The organism is Paenibacillus sp. TSA_86.1, assembly GCF_052691815.1.
The window spans coordinates 126,626-145,920 of record NZ_JBQZGE010000011.1; the positions used below are offsets into that span (position 1 = coordinate 126,626).

Consider the following 19,295-nt stretch of genomic DNA (forward strand, 5'->3'; position numbering starts at 1 on the left):
ATCGGACAATAGACGACTTAATTCGTCATTTGTGCAAAATAAGGAGAAATTCAGGATGAAGAACCAGAAGCGCAAACCTAATCGATTGGCACGTTTAACTCGTGCGATGAAACTGAATTTTCTCAAACTTTTACGTGCTCCGGGTGGTGCTCACAAGGTATCTACCGGATTTGCCATAGGGTTCGGACTTGAAATGATCGTAATATCGACCGCGTCCCTGATCTATCTTGTATTTTATCCGATTGTGCGTCTGGCTGGAGGCTCCATGCCAGCAGCCATTGTGGGTAATGTCGTGGGCAAGCTGACGTTTCTGCCCATTATTCTGATGCCACTTGCGAAGCAGATTGGTTCATGGATTTTGCCATCTCATAGTATGGGGCAGGGACCTATGCATGAGAGTGCATGGAGGGAACTGTTTCATGGAAACTGGTCGGCAGTAAGTGAATTGCTGCTTGGCGGTCTCGATATTTTGGCAGGGATGAGTGTGCTTGGTTTAATTCTGGGCTTTATTTCGTATTTTGTTGTGAAATATTTCTATGTCAGAGCCCTTCATCGGCGGCATGAACGCCGGCAGGAGAAGCGTCGCCAAGCGGCAAACGCCTCTGGTGCCAGCACGGCATCTGTGCTGATCAGGAAGACATCACAATCATAATCGGAAGAATGACCATGGATGCAGCGGTGGTCCACAGAATACAGCGGGATACAAATTGCGGAGATGCACCGAACTGTTCAGCCAAAATAACGGCATTCACTGCGGTTGGCATCGAGGCAAGGATGAACAACACCGGAAATAATGTCCCCTCGACTTGCAGTGCTTTCAGAATAAGCCAAGCTAAGACGGGTGCTGCAGCAAGCCGCACGACAAGCCCTGCCCAGAATGCCTTACGGACGTTAGACTGCCAAGGTGCTCTATCTCCTTTGGATCTGAGCATCTGTGCGCCCAGGATCGCCAGAACCATGGGAGAGTAACCGGCAGCCATCATGGAGATGCCCCCATCCAGTGCCTCGGGAAGAAGAATGCCAGAGCTCCGCAAGATGACAGCGATAATGGCTGCATAGATGGTGGGCATACGGAAAACGGAAAGCAGCGCGTTTTTTACAGTGAATTCTGATCTTGCGGCAAAGAAAATGCCTACCGTATTGACAATAATCATCTGTCCAATAACATAAACCGAAGCCTTGTCCAGTCCCAGCTGACCGAAAGCAAGCAGTACAAGCGGGAGCCCGTAGTTCACACAGTTCGTGAATGTGGAGACGAGGGTCAGACCTGCTTTTTCCGGTGCACCCAGACCAAAAATCCGGCTCAGTAACTCGGCAAGGGCCCAGAGGGCCACGAGGTTAAGGATGGAGAACCAGAAGGTGCTTGTGACATCGGTCCAGGTAATCTCTGCATGTAACAAGGTATGGAAGATGAGCGCAGGACTTAGAATATAGAGTGAAAACGTTGATAATGGCCGAGTATCCCAATCTCTGAAATGTTTTAACAACACTCCGCCAATCACTGGCAGGGATATGGGCAGAAACACATGGTAGAGCGTCATGAAAAACGAGGTAAACAATCTGTTCAGTCCTTTCTGGATGAAAAACCTATCTTATCATAGCAGGAAATGCTCGACAGTTGAATGGATAAGGACATCCTCGTTCGGATACGCATTGCTTTGCGTTAAACATGGCAGGGCTCTGGGGAGTGAGTAGGGGGCAGATTGCTATTTTGATATGGCAGATTTATTATAGAAGAGGTGCAACAAGATTACATACACATAGAGGAGGAAACTGTAATGAGTGAATCAAAACGCTTGCTCGTATTGGTCGGCTCTTATGCCGAAACGGAAAATGAGGGCATTTACGCATACGAATTAAATGAGGATACAGGCAGTCTGTCTAAGCTGGACGGAATTGCCGGTGTGAAAAACCCAACGTTTGTCAACGTGGATGCACAAGCTAACAAACTGTATGCCATTGGTGAAACGGCATCTGCCGAAGGCAATAAAATGTCGGAAGCAGTAGCACTGAGCGTAGATCCTTCCACAGGTAAATTGACTTTGCTGAATCGCGAGGACTCCATCTCTGCTCCGCCATGTCATATCCAACGTGACCCTTCCGGTAAATATTTGATCTTGTCCAGCTATCACGGTGGATTGGTTGGGCTTCAGGCTCTCACTGACAATGGTGAGGTTGGAGCCCTTCTCGACGAGAAGAAACATGAAGGCCACGGGGCACATCCTGAACGTCAGGACAAGCCACATGTGCACTCTGCATTCTTCAGCCCGGACGGCAAATACATGACAGTACAGGATCTGGGCGCAGATAAAATTGCGATCTATTCCATTAACGAGGGTACAAAGGAATTGGTATTCCACAGTGAAACGAAGACTCATCCGGGCGCAGGGCCACGCCACTTGGCGTTCCATCCGAATGGTCAGTTTGCTTATGTGATCAATGAAGTGGATTCGTCCATCACTTCTTACAAATATGATGCAGCTGCGGGCACGCTGACTGAAATCTCCAATATTTCAACGCTGCCTGATGGTTATGACGGCGCTGAGAATACAACTGCCGAGATTACGGTTTCGAGCGATGGCCGTTTTGTATATGGTTCCAACCGTGGACACGACAGTATCGTCGTATACGCTGTGGATGCAGACAAAGGTCATCTGACACTTGTAGAGCATGTCTCCGCAGAAGGACAGCACCCGCGTCATTTCGCATTGACACCGAACGGTAAAATGCTGATTGCAGCTAACCGTGATACCAACAACATGGTTACTTTCACAGTTGATCAGGAGAGCGGCCGTTTGAAATACACAGGTCACAGCACAGGTGTATCCAAGCCGGTATGTGTGAAACCTGTATATCTGTAACGAGATTATATAAAAGAAGACATCAACATGCAGCTTACGCTGGAATGAAGATGGAGAGGAACCCTGCCTGGGAAGGCGGGGTTTTTCTATTTCTATAAGTCAGAAAAGGTACTATAAGACTGTAATTTGAAATTGAATTCTGATAACAACGTTATACTTTCATTAGTTTCTCCGAAGTAACTACCTCACTTGAAAGTGCGTACTTCCTGAATGGACAGTCAGGATCTACAATGAACTAGAAGCCACCGTACAAGAAGCTGAAATTAGCCAATGAACGTTGGCGGTAAGAACAAACATTTGGATCTATAGAAGTTGAACACTTCTTTTACACTTTAACGGAGAGGACAGAAAAAAACTGGAAAAGCGAAGCCAAAAGCTTTCTGAAAGAAAGCTAACATCGGAAGCATATGCTTCGCCTTTATCACCGGATTTTTCCCTTGGGAAAAGGGAATTCATTCAAAAAATCTGGGGATAACAGCGATTGGAAGGTTATTCTGTCATCGGAGTGGACTGTGTAAAATCTTTAGTTTCAACTTATATAACAACATTTACTTATATTTCAATAACAAAGGAGACATATAACATGAAATTACAACTTGCACTTGATTTGGTCAACATCCCGGAAGGTATCGCATTGGTTAAAGAGGTTGAATCCTATATTGATATCGTCGAGATCGGCACACCGATTATCATTAACGAAGGTTTGCATGCAGTAAAAGCAATGAAAGAAGCTTACCCTAACCTGCAAGTACTCGCTGACTTGAAAATTATGGACGCTGGCGGCTACGAAATTATGAAAGCGGCTGAAGCTGGGGCAGACCTTATCACCGTTCTCGGTGCAAGCAACGATATGACGATCAAAGGTGCTGTAGAAGAAGCGAAAAAGCAAAACAAAGAAGTTCTCGTGGACATGATCAACGTACCTAACTTGGAACAACGTGCGCGTGAAGTGGACGCTCTGGGCGTAGACTACATCTGTGTTCACATCGGTTATGATCTGCAAGCCGTTGGACAAAGCCCGTTCGAAGACCTGCAAACGATCAAAGGTGCGGTGAAAAATGCTAAAACTGCAGTCGCTGGTGGTATCAAGTTGGATACTTTGCCAGAAGTAATTAAAGCACAACCTGACCTGGTCATTGTTGGCGGCGGAATCACAGGACAAGCGGATAAAGCAGCTGTGGCATCTGAAATGCAGCGCCTTGTAAAACAAGGGTAAGCTTATGAGCAGCAGAGCATATACCGCAGAAATCCTGAAGGAATTAGAGCGCACGTTAAGTCAGATTGACGATGCCGAGATGCAGGCGATGGCAGAGAAACTGCTGGCTGCGGAGCATATTTTTGTGGCCGGGGCAGGTCGTTCGGGTCTAATGGGAAAAGCTTTTGCGATGCGATTGATGCAGATGGGACTTGCCGTTTACGTGGTGGGTGAGACCGTGACACCGGGGATTAGCTCAGCGGATTTCCTGCTGTTATGTTCGGGCTCTGGAGAGACAGGCAGTCTGGCCGCGATGGCACGGAAAGCGAATCAAGCGGGCGCACCTGTAGGCTTAATCACGATTAAGCCGGAGTCCACGATTGCGCAGATGGCCCAAGCGGTTGTGCGTCTGCCAGCTTCAGCGAAAGAGGATACAGCAGGAGCTGGAGCGGATGTTACCATCCAGCCTATGGGTTCCTTGTTTGAACAAAGCCTGTTGTTAAGCATGGATGCGCTGATCCTCACCATGATGGAGATGAAAGGCATGACCGGATCGGATATGTTTCGCCGACATGCGAACTTGGAGTAGCTCCATCGAAGTGTTAATATTCGAATAGGTAAAAAAAGAAGTAGACCGGAGTCCTGTGCTGTTGCATGGATTTCGGTCTTTTCTGCGAAAAGAAGAAAATTAACAAACGTTGCATTCCTTCCGTGCTGTAGTAAAATGAAGTATTAGGGTTGGGTCACACACACGTTGGCCAATGTGGAAGCAGGCTTAATATAAAGATGAACTATATAAGTGGAACAATTCTTTACACGTTAACGGAGAGGACAGAAAAAACCTGAAAAAGTGAAGCGTTCGCCTTTATCACCGGATTTTCCCCTTTGGAAAGGGGAGTCCAAAAAATCTGGGGATAACAGCGATTGAAAGGTTATTCTGTCATCGGAGTGGACTGTGTAAAATCTATTGTTCAACTTATATAGTTACGAGATAAAGGGGGCTTTGAGCCATGGCGTCTGAAGTGAAGGAACGCATTAATTTGAAAGAAATCAACTGCGAAAAGGAATTAACGCTGGCGGTGATCGGTGGCAAGTGGAAGCTTATTATATTGTGGCATTTGGGTCTGGAGGGCACCAAACGATTCAGTGAGTTGAAACGTTTGATCCCGCACATTACACAAAAGATGCTGACGAACCAGTTGCGTGAGTTGGAGGAAGACAAACTGGTGGAGCGCAAGGTGTATGCCGAGGTTCCGCCCCGAGTTGAATACTCGATGACGGATCATGGTCAGAGTTTGATGCCTGTGCTGCATGCGATGTACAACTGGGGTAAAAACTACGGTGAAAATGTCATTTGGAAAGCGGACTAAACGCTGTCTAAACGGACTATTTTATAAGTGACAGAAATGAACAACTGTAACAAGCATAAAACTTTAATAAACATAAATAAGATAAAAGATACGTCAAGGAACTGGACACGTCCGGAACTTGGCGTTTTTACTTTTTAAGCCGGATTGATTTTGCGGAGTTAAACCAAAAGTCTCATAAATAGGACATGTCATGTATGCATTGGCAGATTATGATACGATGAGAGATATTGGAAATGCAAGAAGGAGGACAAATCAGATGGATAAGATACGTACACGTGCCGAGGTCATGGTGGAAGCGACCTGGGATCTGAGAGATCTGTTTGCTACCGATGCGGAATGGGAACAGGAGCTTACATCCCTGCCAGATGCCGCTGCTGATATCGAAAACTTCAGGGGTACACTGGGTCAACAGGCAGAGCAATTGCTCGCTTGTCTGGATGCCCGGGAAGTTTTGCAGGAACGGATTGGCAAGGCGGGGGCTTATGCGCGTTTGAAACAGTCGGAGGACAGCACAAACCCGGTAAATATGGAGAACGCAGCGAAAGCTGGTGATATTCTATCTACCCTGTCGTCCAGCCTCTCTTTTATCAACTCCGAAATTGTTTCCCTGCCGGAAGGTACGATTGAGCAGTATTTGAATAAGCTTCCGGGTCTGGCACCATATAAGCGTAGCCTGCAAAGACTGCTGGAGGAAAAAGCTCATCGGCTCTCGCCTGAGACGGAGAAAGTACTGGCTTCACTCGGCGAAGTGTTGGATTCGCCCTATCGAATCTACCAGCGTGGCAAGCTGGCGGATATGACTTTTGCTGAAGCATGGGATGGTGAGGAACAATCCCGTCCATTATCATGGTCTTTTTATGAAAATAATTACGAGATGTCACCCGATACTGAGCTGCGCCGCTCCGCTTACGCCTCCTTCAATGAAACGTTGAATAATTACAAAAATACGTTTGCTGAAGGATATGCTGCCGAGGTGAAGAAACAGGTGGTGTTATCCCGTCTGCGCGGATATGATGATGTGACGGACATGCTGCTGGCGCCGCAGCAAGTGAGCAAGGAGATGTACAATAACGTCCTGAATATTATTCAAAAGGAACTTGCTCCACATATGCGCAGACTGGCTGCGCTGAAAAAACGGGAGCTTGGACTCGACAAACTGATGTTCTGTGATCTAAAGGCTCCGCTTGATCCGGAATTCAGTCCAGCCATTACATATGATGAAGCCTGTACGCTGATTCGTGAGGCGCTGGATGTACTGGGGCCTGAATACGGAGAGATTGTTGAACGAGCCTTTAATGACCGCTGGGTTGATTATGCGGATAATGCAGGTAAATCCACGGGAGCGTTCTGTTCCTCCATCTATGGCTCCCACTCTTATATCTTAATTTCATGGGCGAATAACATGCGTGGGGCATTCACGCTGGCTCATGAGGTGGGGCATGCGGGTCATTTTATGCTAGCTGGAAGATATCAGCGGATTACCAATACGCGGCCTTCTCTCTATTTTATCGAAGCGCCCTCTACAATGAACGAAATGTTACTGGCAGATCATCTGCTGAACCGTTCTGAGAATCCGAGAATGCGGCGTTGGGTCATTTTGCAATTACTTAACACGTATTATCACAACTTCGTTACGCATCTGCTGGAGGGAGAATTACAGCGCAGGGTATATACGCTCGCAACGAACGACAAGCCGATTACGGCAAAAACGTTAAGTGAGCTGAAAGGTGCGATTCTTTCGGAATTCTGGGGGCCTGAGTTGGTGGTAGACGAAGGTGCCAAGCTGACGTGGATGAGACAGCCTCATTATTATATGGGCTTATACCCATACACCTATGCAGCAGGTTTAACCGCGTCAACAGCAGCTGCGCAGAAGATCAGAGAGGAAGGACAGCCTGCAGTGGATCGCTGGCTTGAAGCGCTTAAATCCGGCGGAAGTCTCCCGCCGCAGGAACTGATGAAGCTTGCGGGTGTAGACATGTCCGGCCCTGAGCCGATTCGCACGGCAGTTGCTTACGTCGGCAGTCTTGTTGACGAACTTGAACGTCTGTATTCATGATCCGGCTCATATAGTATATGGACAAGGCAGAAGGGGTGTCTGAGAGTGCACCATTTTCTGAACGGGAAGCGGTGAAGTTTTATTTTGCGTGGGGAAAGGAACGATGTGTTATGGCGGTTACGGGCATATTCCCGTCAGTGGGCCAGTTGAGTGTAGATGGCTTCGGGGGATTCGATGATATGAGCGGCGTGCCGGGGTTTGAAGGCAATCAGAGTGGTTTTTTTTCTGGCTTCAATGAACTTGGGGCAATGGGCACGATCGTCCCTATTTTGATCGGTATCGTGTTTCTCGTTGTGGCAGGCGGCATCGTATATGCCATCTTCTCCGGTGTACGAACCTGGTCTTCCAACAATGCTGCAGCTGTACTGACCTTACATTCCAGAATTGTTACGAAACGAACGGAGGTTAGCGGTGGAAGCGGCGATAGCAGTGCTACAACGAGTTATTACGCCACTTTTGAGTTTGATAATGGGGAACGTCTGGAACTGAATGTAGGCGGTCAAATGTACGGTATGCTGGTGGAGCAGGATCGAGGCATGCTAACCTATCAGGGGACACGCTTTAAACATTTTGAACGTGATATCCAACCTCAGTCAGGACAATCCGGCACGAAGAATGAACCTTTTTATATGTAAAAATGAAGCAGCGGCTCCTCCCGAAAGGGAGTGAGTCGTTTTTGTTGTGGGGTGGAAAAGCGAATTCATGGGTATTCAAACGCTTACAATGATGATATACTCGTTAAATAAAACTAAACAGTATTAAACAAAAACAAACAAAGAGTTATTCGGGCAGGAAGTAAAGATGAATGTGTAGCAGAAGGAAAAGAGTTAAGTGAAGATCACGGTATAAGTCATGGTGGTTGTCCAGTATGATTAGACTTCAGGATCCAAGATAGATGTGAAGGTTGAAGACGATAACTTGCAGGAAGGTGGGAAAGCAGTGAGTGTGCTGGCTTATGATTTGGGTGCGGGAAGCGGCAGGGCTATACTGGGGCAGCTGAATGATCGAGGGATCGAAACCCGGGAAATTCATCGCTTCAAAAATGAACCTGTGAAAGCCGGAGAACGGATGCACTGGGATATTCTGCGGCTGCATCATGAAGTGCTTCAGGGGTTGACGCTTGTAAAACAACAAGGTGAAATACCGGAGAGTCTGGGGATTGACTCTTGGGGCGTGGATTTTGGTTTGCTGGGAAGCAACGGTGAACTGCTCGGTAATCCCTATCATTATCGTGACACCCAGTTCAACGGCGTGATGGATACCGTTTGTCAGGAGTTAACGTCTAAGCGGGTTTTCGAACGTACAGGCATCCAGTTTCTTCCGTTTAACACATTATATCAGCTTGCAGCACTCAAGCGCAGTGCTTCTCCGTTGCTGCGTGAAGCTGAGCGTTTTCTGATGATTCCTGATCTGTTACGTTATTTCCTCACAGGAGAAGCGGTGAATGAGTTCACCAATGCAACGACAACACAGTTATACAATCCGGTTCTGAGACAATGGGATCGGGAATTGCTCGCCCATATCGGTGTTTCAGATCAATGGTTCGGTGATGTGGTGTTGCCCGGGACTCCTGTTGGACAGCTCCGCAGCAGCATACGTAATGATATCGGCCTATCGTCCATTCCCGTCCTGGCTGTGGCTGAGCATGATACCGGTTCAGCTGTCGTGGCGGTTCCAGCGACGGAACGAAGCTTTGTATATCTAAGCTGCGGGACATGGTCCCTGATGGGAACCGAGCTGGATCAGCCGGTCATCAGTGCTGAGAGTCTAGCGTTGAACTTTACGAATGAAGGTGGCGCAGGTGGCACATATCGTCTTCTCAAGAACATTATGGGTCTCTGGATTTTGCAAGAATGCATGCGACAGTGGGAGCGCGAAGGGCAAGGAATCAGTTATGCATCATTGCTGGCGAAGGCAGAGGTGGCTCCGGCTTTTACCAGCCTGTTCGACCCGGATGATGAACTGTTTCTGCCTGCGGGCAACATGACAGAGCGGATTCGTCAATACTGCCGCAAGACAGGACAGCTTGTTCCAGAAGATCAGGGAAGCATAGCTCGGGCCATTCTGGAGAGTCTTGCTTTGAAATACCGTAGAGTTCTGCAGTGGACAGAGCAGCTATCAGATCAGTCATTCGGCGGATTGCATATGGTGGGCGGCGGCATTCAGAATGAGTTGTTATGCCAGTGGACAGCGAACTCCATTGGCAAGCCCGTCTGGGCAGGGCCAGCAGAGGGAAGTGCGATCGGAAATATGGCTGTGCAATGGATTGCGAGCGGAGCGTTCAAGGATATTTGGGAAGCACGCCGTGTCATTCGAGATTCATTCCCGGTAACAGAATATGAGCCGGAAGATAACAAGTCGGCATGGGAAGAAGCGTATGAACGGTTTGTACGAATAACGGCTAATTCACCAGGGACAGAAACCGGGAGTGAGGTGTAGACATGCTCGCGGCAGAACGTTATGACCGGATTGTGGAGTTAGTGAATATCAAGGGGAGCATGCGAGTATCCGAGCTTAGTGAGCGCTGCCGTGTAACCGAAGAGACCATTCGCCGCGATCTGGATCGGTTGGAACGGGCCGGCCGGTTGCGCAGATCGCACGGCGGAGCGGTTAGTGTGAAGGAGGATCAGCCGGAGATACCTTACCGAATTCGGGAAACGACGCAGACGATAGAGAAAAAACGGATTGCCGATGCAGCTTTGGCGTTGATTCAAGCTGGAGATCGTATTTTGCTGGATGCCAGTACAACTGCAGGGTATATGGCGGCGAACATGCCAGATATGCCCCTGACGGTGTTAACCAACTCGATTCAAGTTGCTACCGAACTGAGCACTCGAGACCACATCGAGGTCATCTCCACAGGTGGGCAACTGGCGGCTCGGTCCCTATCCTTTGTTGGACCCCTTGCAGAGCGTTCGCTGGAAACCTATCATGTGGACAAACTTTTTTTATCCTGCAAAGGTGTTCATCTGGAAAGCGGCAGCATCAGTGAATCGAATGAACTTCAAGCCAGATTAAAACAGAAGATGGTCGGGATCGCGGATCAGGTGATCTTGCTGGCTGATGCGAGCAAGTTTGGCATTCGGGCTTTTGCTCGTGTGACCGCACTGGATACTGTACACACCATCATTACGGATCAACCCTTGAGCGAGGAGCAGACTTCCGCGAGCAGTGCGTATCATTTACGGGTGCTTACAGTATAACGAAGCCTGAATGCCGGCCTTGAAATAAATTGTTAATTGGAGCGTGTAATGATGAAAGTCTCCTTGTTTATAACCTGTCTCAGCGATGCCATCTATCCTCGAGTGGGGGAGGCAATGGTCCGATTGCTTGCCGCTCATGGCGTTCGCCTTGAATTTCCGCAAGTGCAGACGTGTTGTGGCCAGCCCTCTTATAACAGCGGATACTGGGATGAGACGCGGGTTGCTGCCAAAACAATATTAGAAGCATTTGATGACAGCGACTTTGTCGTGTGTCCATCAGGCTCATGTACCTATATGATTCATCATTACCCTGAGCTGTTTGCAGATGAGCCGGAATGGTTGGAAAAAGCGAAAAGGCTTGAAGCCAAGGCTTACGAGTTCACGCAATTTCTTGTACAGGTACTGGGTGTAACGGATATCGGTGCACATTTTCCGCATAAAGTAACCTACCACCCTTCTTGTCATGGCAGCCGCCTGCTTGGGGTGAAAGATGAACCGCTGGCTTTACTCTCCAAAGTCAAAGGACTTGAACTGGTCCCACTGCCTCATGCAGAAGATTGCTGCGGGTTCGGGGGTACATTTGCCATTAAAATGTCGGAAATCTCGGGGGCGATGGTGAGTGAGAAGGTGGACTATGTGAAAGAAACACAGGCTGAAGTACTTGTTGGGCTAGACATGGCTTGTCTGATGAATATTGCAGGCAACCTTCGGTACAGAAACGAACCTGTACGCGTGATGCATCTGGCTGAACTGTTATATGAGGGGGTGCAGACCGGATGAGTCAACCTGGTGTTATGAATGAAACGGTCAAATCCCGTGCGGGTTTGGCACTGAATGATGATTTTCTCCGCAAAGCCGTGAAGTTTACGACAGAACGTTTGCGTAATGGCAAGAAGGCAGCCTCCGAAGAGCATGGTAACTGGGAAGAATGGCGGGAGCGTGGACGTCAGATTCGTCTGCATACGATTGCGCATCTCGATTATTACTTGAATGAATTCGTGAACAACGCCCGTGCAAACGGTGTGCATATCCATTTTGCAGACACTTCTGCAGAAGCAGCGTCAATCGCACTGGACATTGCGGTTCTTAAACAAGCTGCAAGTGTGGTGAAATCCAAATCCATGGTGTCGGAAGAAGTGCATCTGAACCATGTACTGGAAACGGCAGGCATTGAAGCCATTGAAACCGATCTTGGCGAATACATCATACAGCTTGCGGGTGAGGCGCCATCCCATATCGTCATTCCGGCGATTCACAAAAACAGATATCAAATTGCCGAGCTGTTATCCAAGGAAGCAGGAGAGGTGTTGGAGCCGGATACGACAGTGCTGGCCGGGTTTGTGCGCAAGAAGCTGCGTGAAAAATTTCTGGAAGCCGACATTGGTTTGACGGGCTGCAATTTTGCTATTGCCGAGACAGGTTCGATGGTGTTATTTGAAAATGAAGGCAATGCTCGCATGGTATCTACCGTTCCAAAAACACAGATTACACTGATGGGTATGGAACGCATCATACCCTCTTGGGAAGACCTGGAGGTCATGGCGACCTTGTTGCCTCGTTCTGCCACTGGGCAGAAACTCACGATGTACATGACGGGTATTACAGGCCCGCGTCGCTCGGCAGATGCAGATGGCCCGGATGAAATGCATATCATTATTGTGGATAATGGCCGATCTCTGCAACTTGGTGATCCCGAGTTCCAGGAATTGCTCAACTGTATTCGCTGCGGAGCATGTCTTAACGCTTGTCCGGTATATCGGCACATTGGCGGTCATGCTTATGGCGGAACCTACAGCGGCCCGATTGGAGCGGTGCTGACTCCTGCATTAAACGGTAACATTGAGGAGTGGAACGATATTGCAAGTGCATCGAGTCTGTGCGGTGCTTGTTATGAAGCTTGCCCGGTCAAGATTCCATTGCATGACATGCTCGTTTACTTACGGAGACGTAAGGTTGAAAACGGACATGGAGATAAGCTGGAGAGCATGGGAATGAGAGGGTTTGCAGCTGTTGTGGCGAATTCCAAACGTTTTGCTGCCGCAATTCGGCTTGGGCAGATCGGGCAGAAGGCGGTTGTTCGCAATGATGGCATCTCATTAAAGATTGGTCCGCTTAAAGGTTGGAACTCCTACAGAGTGGCTCCCAGTCTAGCGAAAAAATCCTTCCGGCAGCAATGGGACAATCTGGAGCAAGAGTTGGATCAGCAGAATACTGCTATGGATTCGTCTGTACATGAGCGTATGCAGCAGCTTATTCGTAATCGCGGGGAGGGTTGAAGCATGGGAAGTGAACATCAGCAATGGCTTGCAGCCATGGAGGAAAAGTCGCGGCGCAGACAGGAGAAATTCATGGACGATATCGCCGCCAAGTTAAAAAGGCCTAGACAGCGCCATGCTCCAGTCCATGCTTTTCGAGGTGCCCCGGACTTTTGGAATGAGCTGGAATGGGATCAGGAACAGCGAATTCAGGCATTTACGGATAACTTTGTCAGTGTCGGTGCTCATATCGCCCGAGTTCAGAATATGGAAGAAGCCGCAGCATTTATTACCAATAAAGCTCATGAATTAAGTGCTAGATATCTCATTCGTCAGAATGAGCAGGCGCTTACGGATCTGGGACTGGAGAAGCAGCTTCCAGATCGACAAGTTTCCGTATGGAACAGTGCTCCGGATGTGGATTGGAAAGCCCGAGCAGCCGAAGCGGACATCGGTGTCGTGATGGCGGATTATGCGACTGCTTATACAGGCTCGGTTACCGTGCTTTCTTCCCCGGAGAAGGGACGCTCCGTCAGTCTGCTGCCGACCGTGCTGATCTTGATTATTCCGGTTGAGCGACTGTACACAAGACTTGGTGAGACACTGAACCGTTTCGACGAAGCAGGAAGAGAGCAGCTGCCGGCAGGCATTCATTTTATTTCGGGTCCCAGCCGTTCATCTGATATTGAGAATGATTTGACCATCGGGGTTCATGGCCCAGGAATTGTATATGGTCTAATTGTTGGTTAGCTTGTTTGCACGCTTGCTCATCTGAAACGGGGAGCAACTGTGAGTATAGAACTGTCCTGCTGGCGTAATTTTCTGCCGAGGGCAGTTTTTGTTTTTTTTTAGAAATATGAGAATAGAGGTGTGAGAAACTAAGGCTTAGGACAGTTGAAGATTAGAACTGGAAATGATATGGTAAAGATAGACATAGAGAAACGCCCATTTTTTTTACTTCAAATTGACCATATTACGATTACGGTCAGTTAGTTTTGGGTAGGACATATACACACACATACGGTCGAAAAAGGGGTTCAATGAAGTCTGAGTCAACAGAATTCATCATTTACATTTTAAGAAAAAGAAGGAGTGAGAGCTATGCCATCCATTTCAGTGCCTCAGCCCAAAACGTACGGCCCATTAGGTAACCTGCCGCAGTTGAATTTTGACGAACCAACGCAGTCTTTGGTTAAGCTGGCAGAAGAGTACGGTCCTATTTTCCGCATGGATTACCCTGGAAGAAGTGAGCTTTATCTTTCGAGTGAGAAATACGTAGCCGAGGTTACGGATGAATCCAAATTTGATAAAAGAGTATGGGCTCCGCTCGCCAAGGTGCGTGCTTTTGCCGGGGATGGACTCTTTACAAGTTGGACGGACGAGCCTAACTGGAAAAAGGCACATAATGTGCTGCTTCCAAGCTTCAGCCAGCGTGCGATGCAGGGGTACCATAACAAAATGGTGGATCTCGCCGTACAGTTGGTTCAGAAATGGTCGAGACTTAATCCCGATGAAACGGTGAATGTACCGGATGATATGACTCGTCTGACGCTGGACACCATAGGCCTATGTGGATTTAACTACCGATTTAACAGCTTCTATCGAGAAGAACCGCATCCATTCATTACAAGCATGGTACGTGCACTGGATGAATCGATGAGTTCATTGCAGCGTTTGCGTTTGCAGGATAAGTTGATGATTACCAAAAAGAAACAATTCGAGCAGGACATCCGTTCCATGTTCTCGCTGGTAGATCACATCATTGCAGAGCGCAAGGCACAGCCGCAGGAAGGGGCAGATGATCTTCTTTCTCATATGCTTAGCGGCAAAGACCCGGAGACAGGCGAAACATTGGATGATGAAAATATCCGGTATCAGATTATTACCTTCCTGATCGCAGGGCATGAGACAACGAGCGGTTTGTTATCTTTTGCGGTATATTACCTGATGAAAAATCCGGATAAACTGGCAAAAGCTCAGGCGGAAGCAGATGAGATTCTGAAAGATCCGGTGCCGACGTATAATCAGGTTCGTCAATTGAAATATATACGTATGGTGCTGAGCGAAGCATTGCGCTTGTGGCCAACCGCGCCAGCATTTTCCTTGTATGCAAAAGAAGATACCGTGCTTGGCGGACAATATCCGCTGCAAAAAGGAGACAGTGTCAGCGTGCTCATACCCAAGTTGCATCGGGACCGTGAGGCGTGGGGAGACGATGTGGAAGAGTTTCGGCCTGAGCGGTTCGAAGATCCAAGCAAAGTGCCTCATAACGCGTACAAACCGTTCGGTAACGGTCAACGCGCCTGTATCGGTCAGCAATTTGCTCTCCAGGAAGCCACGCTGGTGCTGGGTATGGTTTTGAAGCATTTTGACTTCATCGATCATACGAATTATCAGTTGAAGGTCAAAGAGACCTTGACACTTAAACCTGACAATTTTGTTATACGAGTACGTCCACGCGGAGGTCAACCTGTGTTGGCTGTACCTGGTGTGACTGTGCAAGAGCCTGCTACTGCTGTGAAAAAAAATGAACAAGATGTTGTGGATGCACATCATACTCCTATGCTTGTCCTGTACGGCTCCAACCTGGGGACGGCAGAAGGTACCGCGCGTGAAATCGCGGATGCCGCCAGACACCAAGGTTTTCGCAGTGAAGTCGCTGCGCTGGATGATCGCGTCGGCAATCTGCCGAAAGAAGGAGCTGTCATTATTGTCAGTGCATCCTATAATGGTCAGCCGCCAAGCAACGCCAAAAAGTTCATAGAGTGGATTGGGCAGGCAGATGCAGATGAGTTCAAGGGTGTGAACTATACTGTTCTTGGATGTGGTGATCACAACTGGACTAGTACATATCAACGCATTCCGCGTTTGATTGATGAGCAGTTGTACTCACACGGTGCAAAGCGTCTGTCATCACTTGGTGAGTCGGATGCCAGTGGTGATTTTGAGAAACAGGTGGAGGATTGGACAGAACAACTATGGCCTGACCTGGCGCGCACGCTGGAATTGAAGCTGAATACGGACTCGAAGAGTGAGCGAAGCTCACTGTCCGTACATTTTGTCAGTGGAATGGCGGTTACTCCGCTGGTGCAAACATATGAAGCACATGCTGCTGCCGTACTGGAGAATCGGGAACTTCATGATGCGGGTAGTGAGCGGAGTACAAGACATCTGGAGATTAAATTGCCCGAGGGAATCACATATAAGGAAGGCGATCATCTGGGCATTCTGCCACATAATCCGCCGGAGCTGGTGGAGCGAGTCCTTCGCCGCTACGGATTTACCGGAGCCGAGCACCTGGTACTGGATGCATCGGGTCGAAGCGCGGCGCATCTTCCGTTGCAACAGCCAGTGAACCTGTACGACTTGCTCAGCCATAGTGTGGAACTGCAGGAGGCTGCAACACGTGCACAGCTGAGAGAGCTTGCTGCACATACGGTCTGCCCGCCACATAAGAAGGAGCTTGAAGTTTTGCTGGATGAGTCATTATATATGAAGGAAGTGCGTGGCAAACGAGTATCTATGCTGGACTATCTGGAGAAATATGAAGCATGTGAACTGCCGTTTGAGCGTTTTCTTGAGTTGCTGCCTTCGTTAAAGGCCAGATATTATTCCATCTCCAGCTCGCCGCGAGTGCAAGCAGCGCAAGCGAGCATTACGGTAAGTGTGGTGGAGGCACCCGCTTGGAGCGGAGAAGGGGTATACAAAGGCATTGCTTCCAATTATTTGGCTCGGCTCAAGCCTGGGGATGAGGTTGTGATGTTTGTCCGTACTCCGGAATCTGGATTCCAGCTGCCTGAGCGTCCAGAGGTGCCCGTCATTATGGTTGGGCCGGGAACGGGTGTAGCGCCATTCCGTGGTTTCTTGCAGGCGAGACATGTGATGAAGCAGCAAGGTGAGCAAGTTGGTGAAGCCCATCTGTACTTTGGCTGCCGCAATCCCGAGCATGATTATCTGTATAAAAACGAACTTGAAACCGCACAGCAAGAGGGGCTGGTGCAGCTTCATACGGCATTCTCCCGGATTCAGGGGGAAGCGAAGTGTTATGTTCAGCACCGAATGAAAGAGGATGCGCATCTGTTGATTCCTTTGCTGGAAAATGGTGCATATCTGTACATTTGCGGAGATGGCAGTAAAATGGCTCCGGATGTGGAGGCGACGCTGAAACAGGCTTATGTAGACATCCTGGGTAAAACGGAACAAGAGGCAGAGACCTGGCTTAATCAGCTTGAAAAACAAGGCCGTTATGCCAAGGATGTCTGGACAGGCATTTGATTGAATTCGGCGAGCGTGTTTCAGTGATTAATGGGTACACAGATCATGTGTATCGCAGGTAGGGATCAAACCTCGCGGTGAGAAGCGGAGACAGCCGATTCTCACCGCTTTTTTCGTTTAAGGAGTTATGGCTCAAGTATATAGAATGGATCGCTCCTTCCGGTTTACCTGCGGCGGATACAGCCGCGTTTCCGTTTATAGGTTCGCTTGCGAGGCCGATAGATCGACTCCACGCTGGAAAGCGGAAACAGAATACGCGAAGGGACTCTGCCTTTACCTTGCAGCTCAATATAATTGAGTCCAACGCCAACCAGTCTGATGTTCCTGAACGCGTTACGCGAAGGAAATGTTGTACGAATGCCCACCTGGATTCCTCGCTGTGTCCGAGGGATGTTGAATACACGAATGGAATTCAAGCTGAGCGGAATAAATAATTGATGATTGATTTTGACAAAATTACGAGGGAATACCCGGCGGATGCGTCCGGGCTCCAAACCGGTACGCGGGGTATTAAGCTCAGCAAGATGCCCCTGGAATTGGGCCAACCGCTGCTGGAGTGTTTTACCTGTGCGAAGATGCTGCCAGCTCATAAGTCATCCTCCGTTCATCGTTTATACCTAGTATATGAACAGAGCAAGGAGGATGGTGAATACTTGGCAGCCCATGTTCATTCCGGTTGATACCGTACTGAGATGTGATGTACTTGTGGAATGAAAACCAGGAAGGGCAAAAGATCAGAGATTCCAGGTCTCTGATCTTTTGCCTTTTCAAGAACAATAGGCCGATTTTAGAATTGCACCAAGGTATCGACCTTAACCGGAAGGCCAGTTGCAATAGCACGATTGGCTGCAATACCTGTCAGAATCGAGCGAGCGCCATCCACATGATTGGCTGCACGATGGAAAGGATCTTCTGACGGCGCGCCGAACAGATCGTTCAGCAGCACAGGGTCGCCCCCGCCGTGACCGCCTTCTTTTTCTTCCACTTCCACTTCATAAGGTGCGTCGAACATGGGAACCACACGTAGCGTTTTGCCAATCAAAGCGCCTTCCTTGCTCTTATCGCCCAGTGAATTGACATAGGATTGCTCTGTAATATTCATCTCGATACGGCCTTTTGTACCATTGATGGCGATACGGTAACCTTCCCACGGTTGATAAGCGACCAGGGAATAGGTCAGGATTGCTTTGTTCCGATACTGGACAAGCACACCCATCGTATCCTCGATATTGATCCCTTCACCAAACACACTTTGGTCACGTTGGTATCCATCCTCAGTCTCGGCATCGAGATACATGGATTTTAGGTGATCGTCCGAATCCAGATGCAGGGCAAATGGATCATCCTGAGCGAGCGGGTTGCCTGTAGCACGGTTATAAAATTGAGTAACCCCGCGATCCTCGGCATTTTCCCTGCCGTAAAACATCAGATCTCCAAAAGCAAATACCGTATCTGGCTGTGAGCCAATCCAGAAGTTCACGAGATCGAAGTGATGCGTCGATTTGTGTACCAGCAATCCGCCGCTATTGCGCTTGTCCCGGTGCCAACGACGGAAATAATCGGCGCCGTGACGGGTATTCAGCAGCCATTCGAAGTGAACGGAAGTGACTTTGCCAATGACATCGTCCAGAATAAGTTCCCGTATTTTCGTGTGGTGCGGTGCGTAACGATAATTGAATGTTACACGTACGTTCTGTCCGGTACGTTTTACAGCATCCAGAATATCCTGACATTTCTCTTCATTGATCGTCATCGGTTTCTCGGTAACCACATCACAGCCAAGCTCCATGGCCCGAATGATGTATTTATCGTGAGTCCGATCCACGCTGGTGACAATAACGTAGTCTGGCTTCTCGTTCTCGATCATCTGGTCAAACTGATCTGCCAGGTAAGTTGGCACCTCAGCATAGTTATATTTTTCTCGCAGCAGCTTATTCGCATAATTCAAACGAACCTGATTGATATCACAAAAACCAACAAGCTCGGAAGTTTCACTGAAATCCCGGGTCAAGGCACCGTAGAAAAATTCGGCACGACCGCCGGTTCCGACCAATACATAACGTTTTTTGTTGCCCAT

At 48.6% G+C, this 19,295-nt stretch carries 16 protein-coding genes; 13 read left to right on the forward strand and 3 right to left on the reverse strand.

Annotation, left to right across the window (positions count from 1 at the left end):
* The first annotated feature begins 55 nt into the window (after positions 1-55).
* Positions 56-652 (forward strand): DUF2062 domain-containing protein, encoded by a 597-nt coding sequence (locus tag ACUTVW_RS19585; RefSeq protein WP_445647315.1) that lies wholly within the window; start codon positions 56-58, stop codon positions 650-652.
* Here the strand turns inward: ACUTVW_RS19585 and ACUTVW_RS19590 are convergent.
* Positions 630-1,541 (reverse strand): AEC family transporter, encoded by a 912-nt coding sequence (locus ACUTVW_RS19590; protein WP_445647353.1) that lies wholly within the window; start codon positions 1,539-1,541, stop codon positions 630-632. The two genes, ACUTVW_RS19585 and ACUTVW_RS19590, sit on opposite strands and share 23 nt — an antisense overlap.
* Positions 1,542-1,778: 237 nt before the next feature.
* Here ACUTVW_RS19590 and ACUTVW_RS19595 point away from each other — a divergent pair, with 237 nt between their 5' ends.
* The 12 genes from ACUTVW_RS19595 (at position 1,779) to ACUTVW_RS19650 (ending at position 17,218) form a co-directional block, all read left to right on the forward strand.
* Entirely contained in the window at positions 1,779-2,861 is a 1,083-nt protein-coding gene (locus ACUTVW_RS19595) for a lactonase family protein (protein ID WP_445647316.1), read from the forward strand.
* A 583-nt stretch (positions 2,862-3,444) separates the two neighbouring features.
* The gene (gene hxlA, locus ACUTVW_RS19600; RefSeq protein WP_445647317.1) at positions 3,445-4,077 is read left to right on the forward strand and encodes a 3-hexulose-6-phosphate synthase; all 633 of its coding nucleotides are present in this window, start codon (positions 3,445-3,447) and stop codon (positions 4,075-4,077) included.
* Positions 4,078-4,081: 4 nt separating this feature from the next.
* The gene (gene hxlB, locus ACUTVW_RS19605; protein WP_445647318.1) at positions 4,082-4,645 is read left to right on the forward strand and encodes a 6-phospho-3-hexuloisomerase; all 564 of its coding nucleotides are present in this window, start codon (positions 4,082-4,084) and stop codon (positions 4,643-4,645) included.
* A gap of 421 nt (positions 4,646-5,066) precedes the next feature.
* Positions 5,067-5,426, forward strand: coding sequence for a winged helix-turn-helix transcriptional regulator (locus ACUTVW_RS19610; RefSeq protein WP_434751496.1), 360 nt, complete (start codon positions 5,067-5,069; stop codon positions 5,424-5,426).
* 256 nt (positions 5,427-5,682) lie between these two features.
* On the forward strand, positions 5,683-7,485 hold the full coding sequence (gene pepF / locus ACUTVW_RS19615; protein WP_445647319.1) for an oligoendopeptidase F: 1,803 nt from the start codon (positions 5,683-5,685) through the stop codon (positions 7,483-7,485).
* A 17-nt stretch (positions 7,486-7,502) separates the two neighbouring features.
* Complete coding sequence (locus ACUTVW_RS19620) at positions 7,503-8,120, forward strand: DUF2500 domain-containing protein (RefSeq protein ID WP_445647320.1); 618 nt, start codon at positions 7,503-7,505, stop codon at positions 8,118-8,120.
* A gap of 304 nt (positions 8,121-8,424) precedes the next feature.
* Positions 8,425-9,924, forward strand: a complete 1,500-nt coding sequence (locus ACUTVW_RS19625) for a rhamnulokinase (protein WP_445647354.1) — start codon at positions 8,425-8,427, stop codon at positions 9,922-9,924.
* Between the two features lie 2 nt (positions 9,925-9,926).
* A complete protein-coding gene (locus ACUTVW_RS19630; protein WP_445647321.1) occupies positions 9,927-10,688 on the forward strand; it encodes a DeoR/GlpR family DNA-binding transcription regulator in 762 nt (253 codons plus the stop codon).
* Between the two features lie 51 nt (positions 10,689-10,739).
* On the forward strand, positions 10,740-11,468 hold the full coding sequence (locus ACUTVW_RS19635) for a (Fe-S)-binding protein (protein WP_445647355.1): 729 nt from the start codon (positions 10,740-10,742) through the stop codon (positions 11,466-11,468).
* On the forward strand, positions 11,465-12,964 hold the full coding sequence (locus ACUTVW_RS19640; protein ID WP_445647322.1) for a LutB/LldF family L-lactate oxidation iron-sulfur protein: 1,500 nt from the start codon (positions 11,465-11,467) through the stop codon (positions 12,962-12,964). The genes ACUTVW_RS19635 and ACUTVW_RS19640 overlap by 4 nt, the downstream gene beginning before the upstream one ends.
* A 3-nt stretch (positions 12,965-12,967) precedes the next feature.
* Entirely contained in the window at positions 12,968-13,693 is a 726-nt protein-coding gene (locus tag ACUTVW_RS19645) for a LutC/YkgG family protein (RefSeq protein WP_445647323.1), read from the forward strand.
* A gap of 351 nt (positions 13,694-14,044) precedes the next feature.
* On the forward strand, positions 14,045-17,218 hold the full coding sequence (locus ACUTVW_RS19650) for a bifunctional cytochrome P450/NADPH--P450 reductase (protein WP_445647324.1): 3,174 nt from the start codon (positions 14,045-14,047) through the stop codon (positions 17,216-17,218).
* A 164-nt stretch (positions 17,219-17,382) separates the two neighbouring features.
* On the opposite strand, the gene ACUTVW_RS19655 is transcribed toward ACUTVW_RS19650, so the two are convergent.
* Together ACUTVW_RS19655 and ACUTVW_RS19660 are read right to left on the reverse strand one after the other, a co-directional pair.
* Positions 17,383-17,808: a hypothetical protein gene (locus ACUTVW_RS19655; protein WP_445647325.1), complete on the reverse strand. Its 426-nt coding sequence runs from the start codon at positions 17,806-17,808 to the stop codon at positions 17,383-17,385.
* Positions 17,809-18,005: 197 nt separating this feature from the next.
* Positions 18,006-19,295, reverse strand: coding sequence for a Gfo/Idh/MocA family oxidoreductase (locus tag ACUTVW_RS19660; RefSeq protein ID WP_445647326.1), 1,290 nt, complete (start codon positions 19,293-19,295; stop codon positions 18,006-18,008).

Coding starts and splice junctions, on each gene's coding strand:
- ACUTVW_RS19585 (WP_445647315.1), top strand. CDS start 56: ATGAAGAACCAGAAGCGCAAACCTAATCGATTGGCACGTTTAACTCGT.
- ACUTVW_RS19590 (WP_445647353.1), bottom strand. CDS start 1,541: ATGACGCTCTACCATGTGTTTCTGCCCATATCCCTGCCAGTGATTGGC.
- ACUTVW_RS19595 (WP_445647316.1), top strand. CDS start 1,779: ATGAGTGAATCAAAACGCTTGCTCGTATTGGTCGGCTCTTATGCCGAA.
- hxlA (WP_445647317.1), top strand. CDS start 3,445: ATGAAATTACAACTTGCACTTGATTTGGTCAACATCCCGGAAGGTATC.
- hxlB (WP_445647318.1), top strand. CDS start 4,082: ATGAGCAGCAGAGCATATACCGCAGAAATCCTGAAGGAATTAGAGCGC.
- ACUTVW_RS19610 (WP_434751496.1), top strand. CDS start 5,067: ATGGCGTCTGAAGTGAAGGAACGCATTAATTTGAAAGAAATCAACTGC.
- pepF (WP_445647319.1), top strand. CDS start 5,683: ATGGATAAGATACGTACACGTGCCGAGGTCATGGTGGAAGCGACCTGG.
- ACUTVW_RS19620 (WP_445647320.1), top strand. CDS start 7,503: ATGGACAAGGCAGAAGGGGTGTCTGAGAGTGCACCATTTTCTGAACGG.
- ACUTVW_RS19630 (WP_445647321.1), top strand. CDS start 9,927: ATGCTCGCGGCAGAACGTTATGACCGGATTGTGGAGTTAGTGAATATC.
- ACUTVW_RS19635 (WP_445647355.1), top strand. CDS start 10,740: ATGAAAGTCTCCTTGTTTATAACCTGTCTCAGCGATGCCATCTATCCT.
- ACUTVW_RS19640 (WP_445647322.1), top strand. CDS start 11,465: ATGAGTCAACCTGGTGTTATGAATGAAACGGTCAAATCCCGTGCGGGT.
- ACUTVW_RS19645 (WP_445647323.1), top strand. CDS start 12,968: ATGGGAAGTGAACATCAGCAATGGCTTGCAGCCATGGAGGAAAAGTCG.
- ACUTVW_RS19650 (WP_445647324.1), top strand. CDS start 14,045: ATGCCATCCATTTCAGTGCCTCAGCCCAAAACGTACGGCCCATTAGGT.
- ACUTVW_RS19655 (WP_445647325.1), bottom strand. CDS start 17,808: ATGAGCTGGCAGCATCTTCGCACAGGTAAAACACTCCAGCAGCGGTTG.
- ACUTVW_RS19660 (WP_445647326.1), bottom strand. CDS start 19,295: ATGGGCAACAAAAAACGTTATGTATTGGTCGGAACCGGCGGTCGTGCC.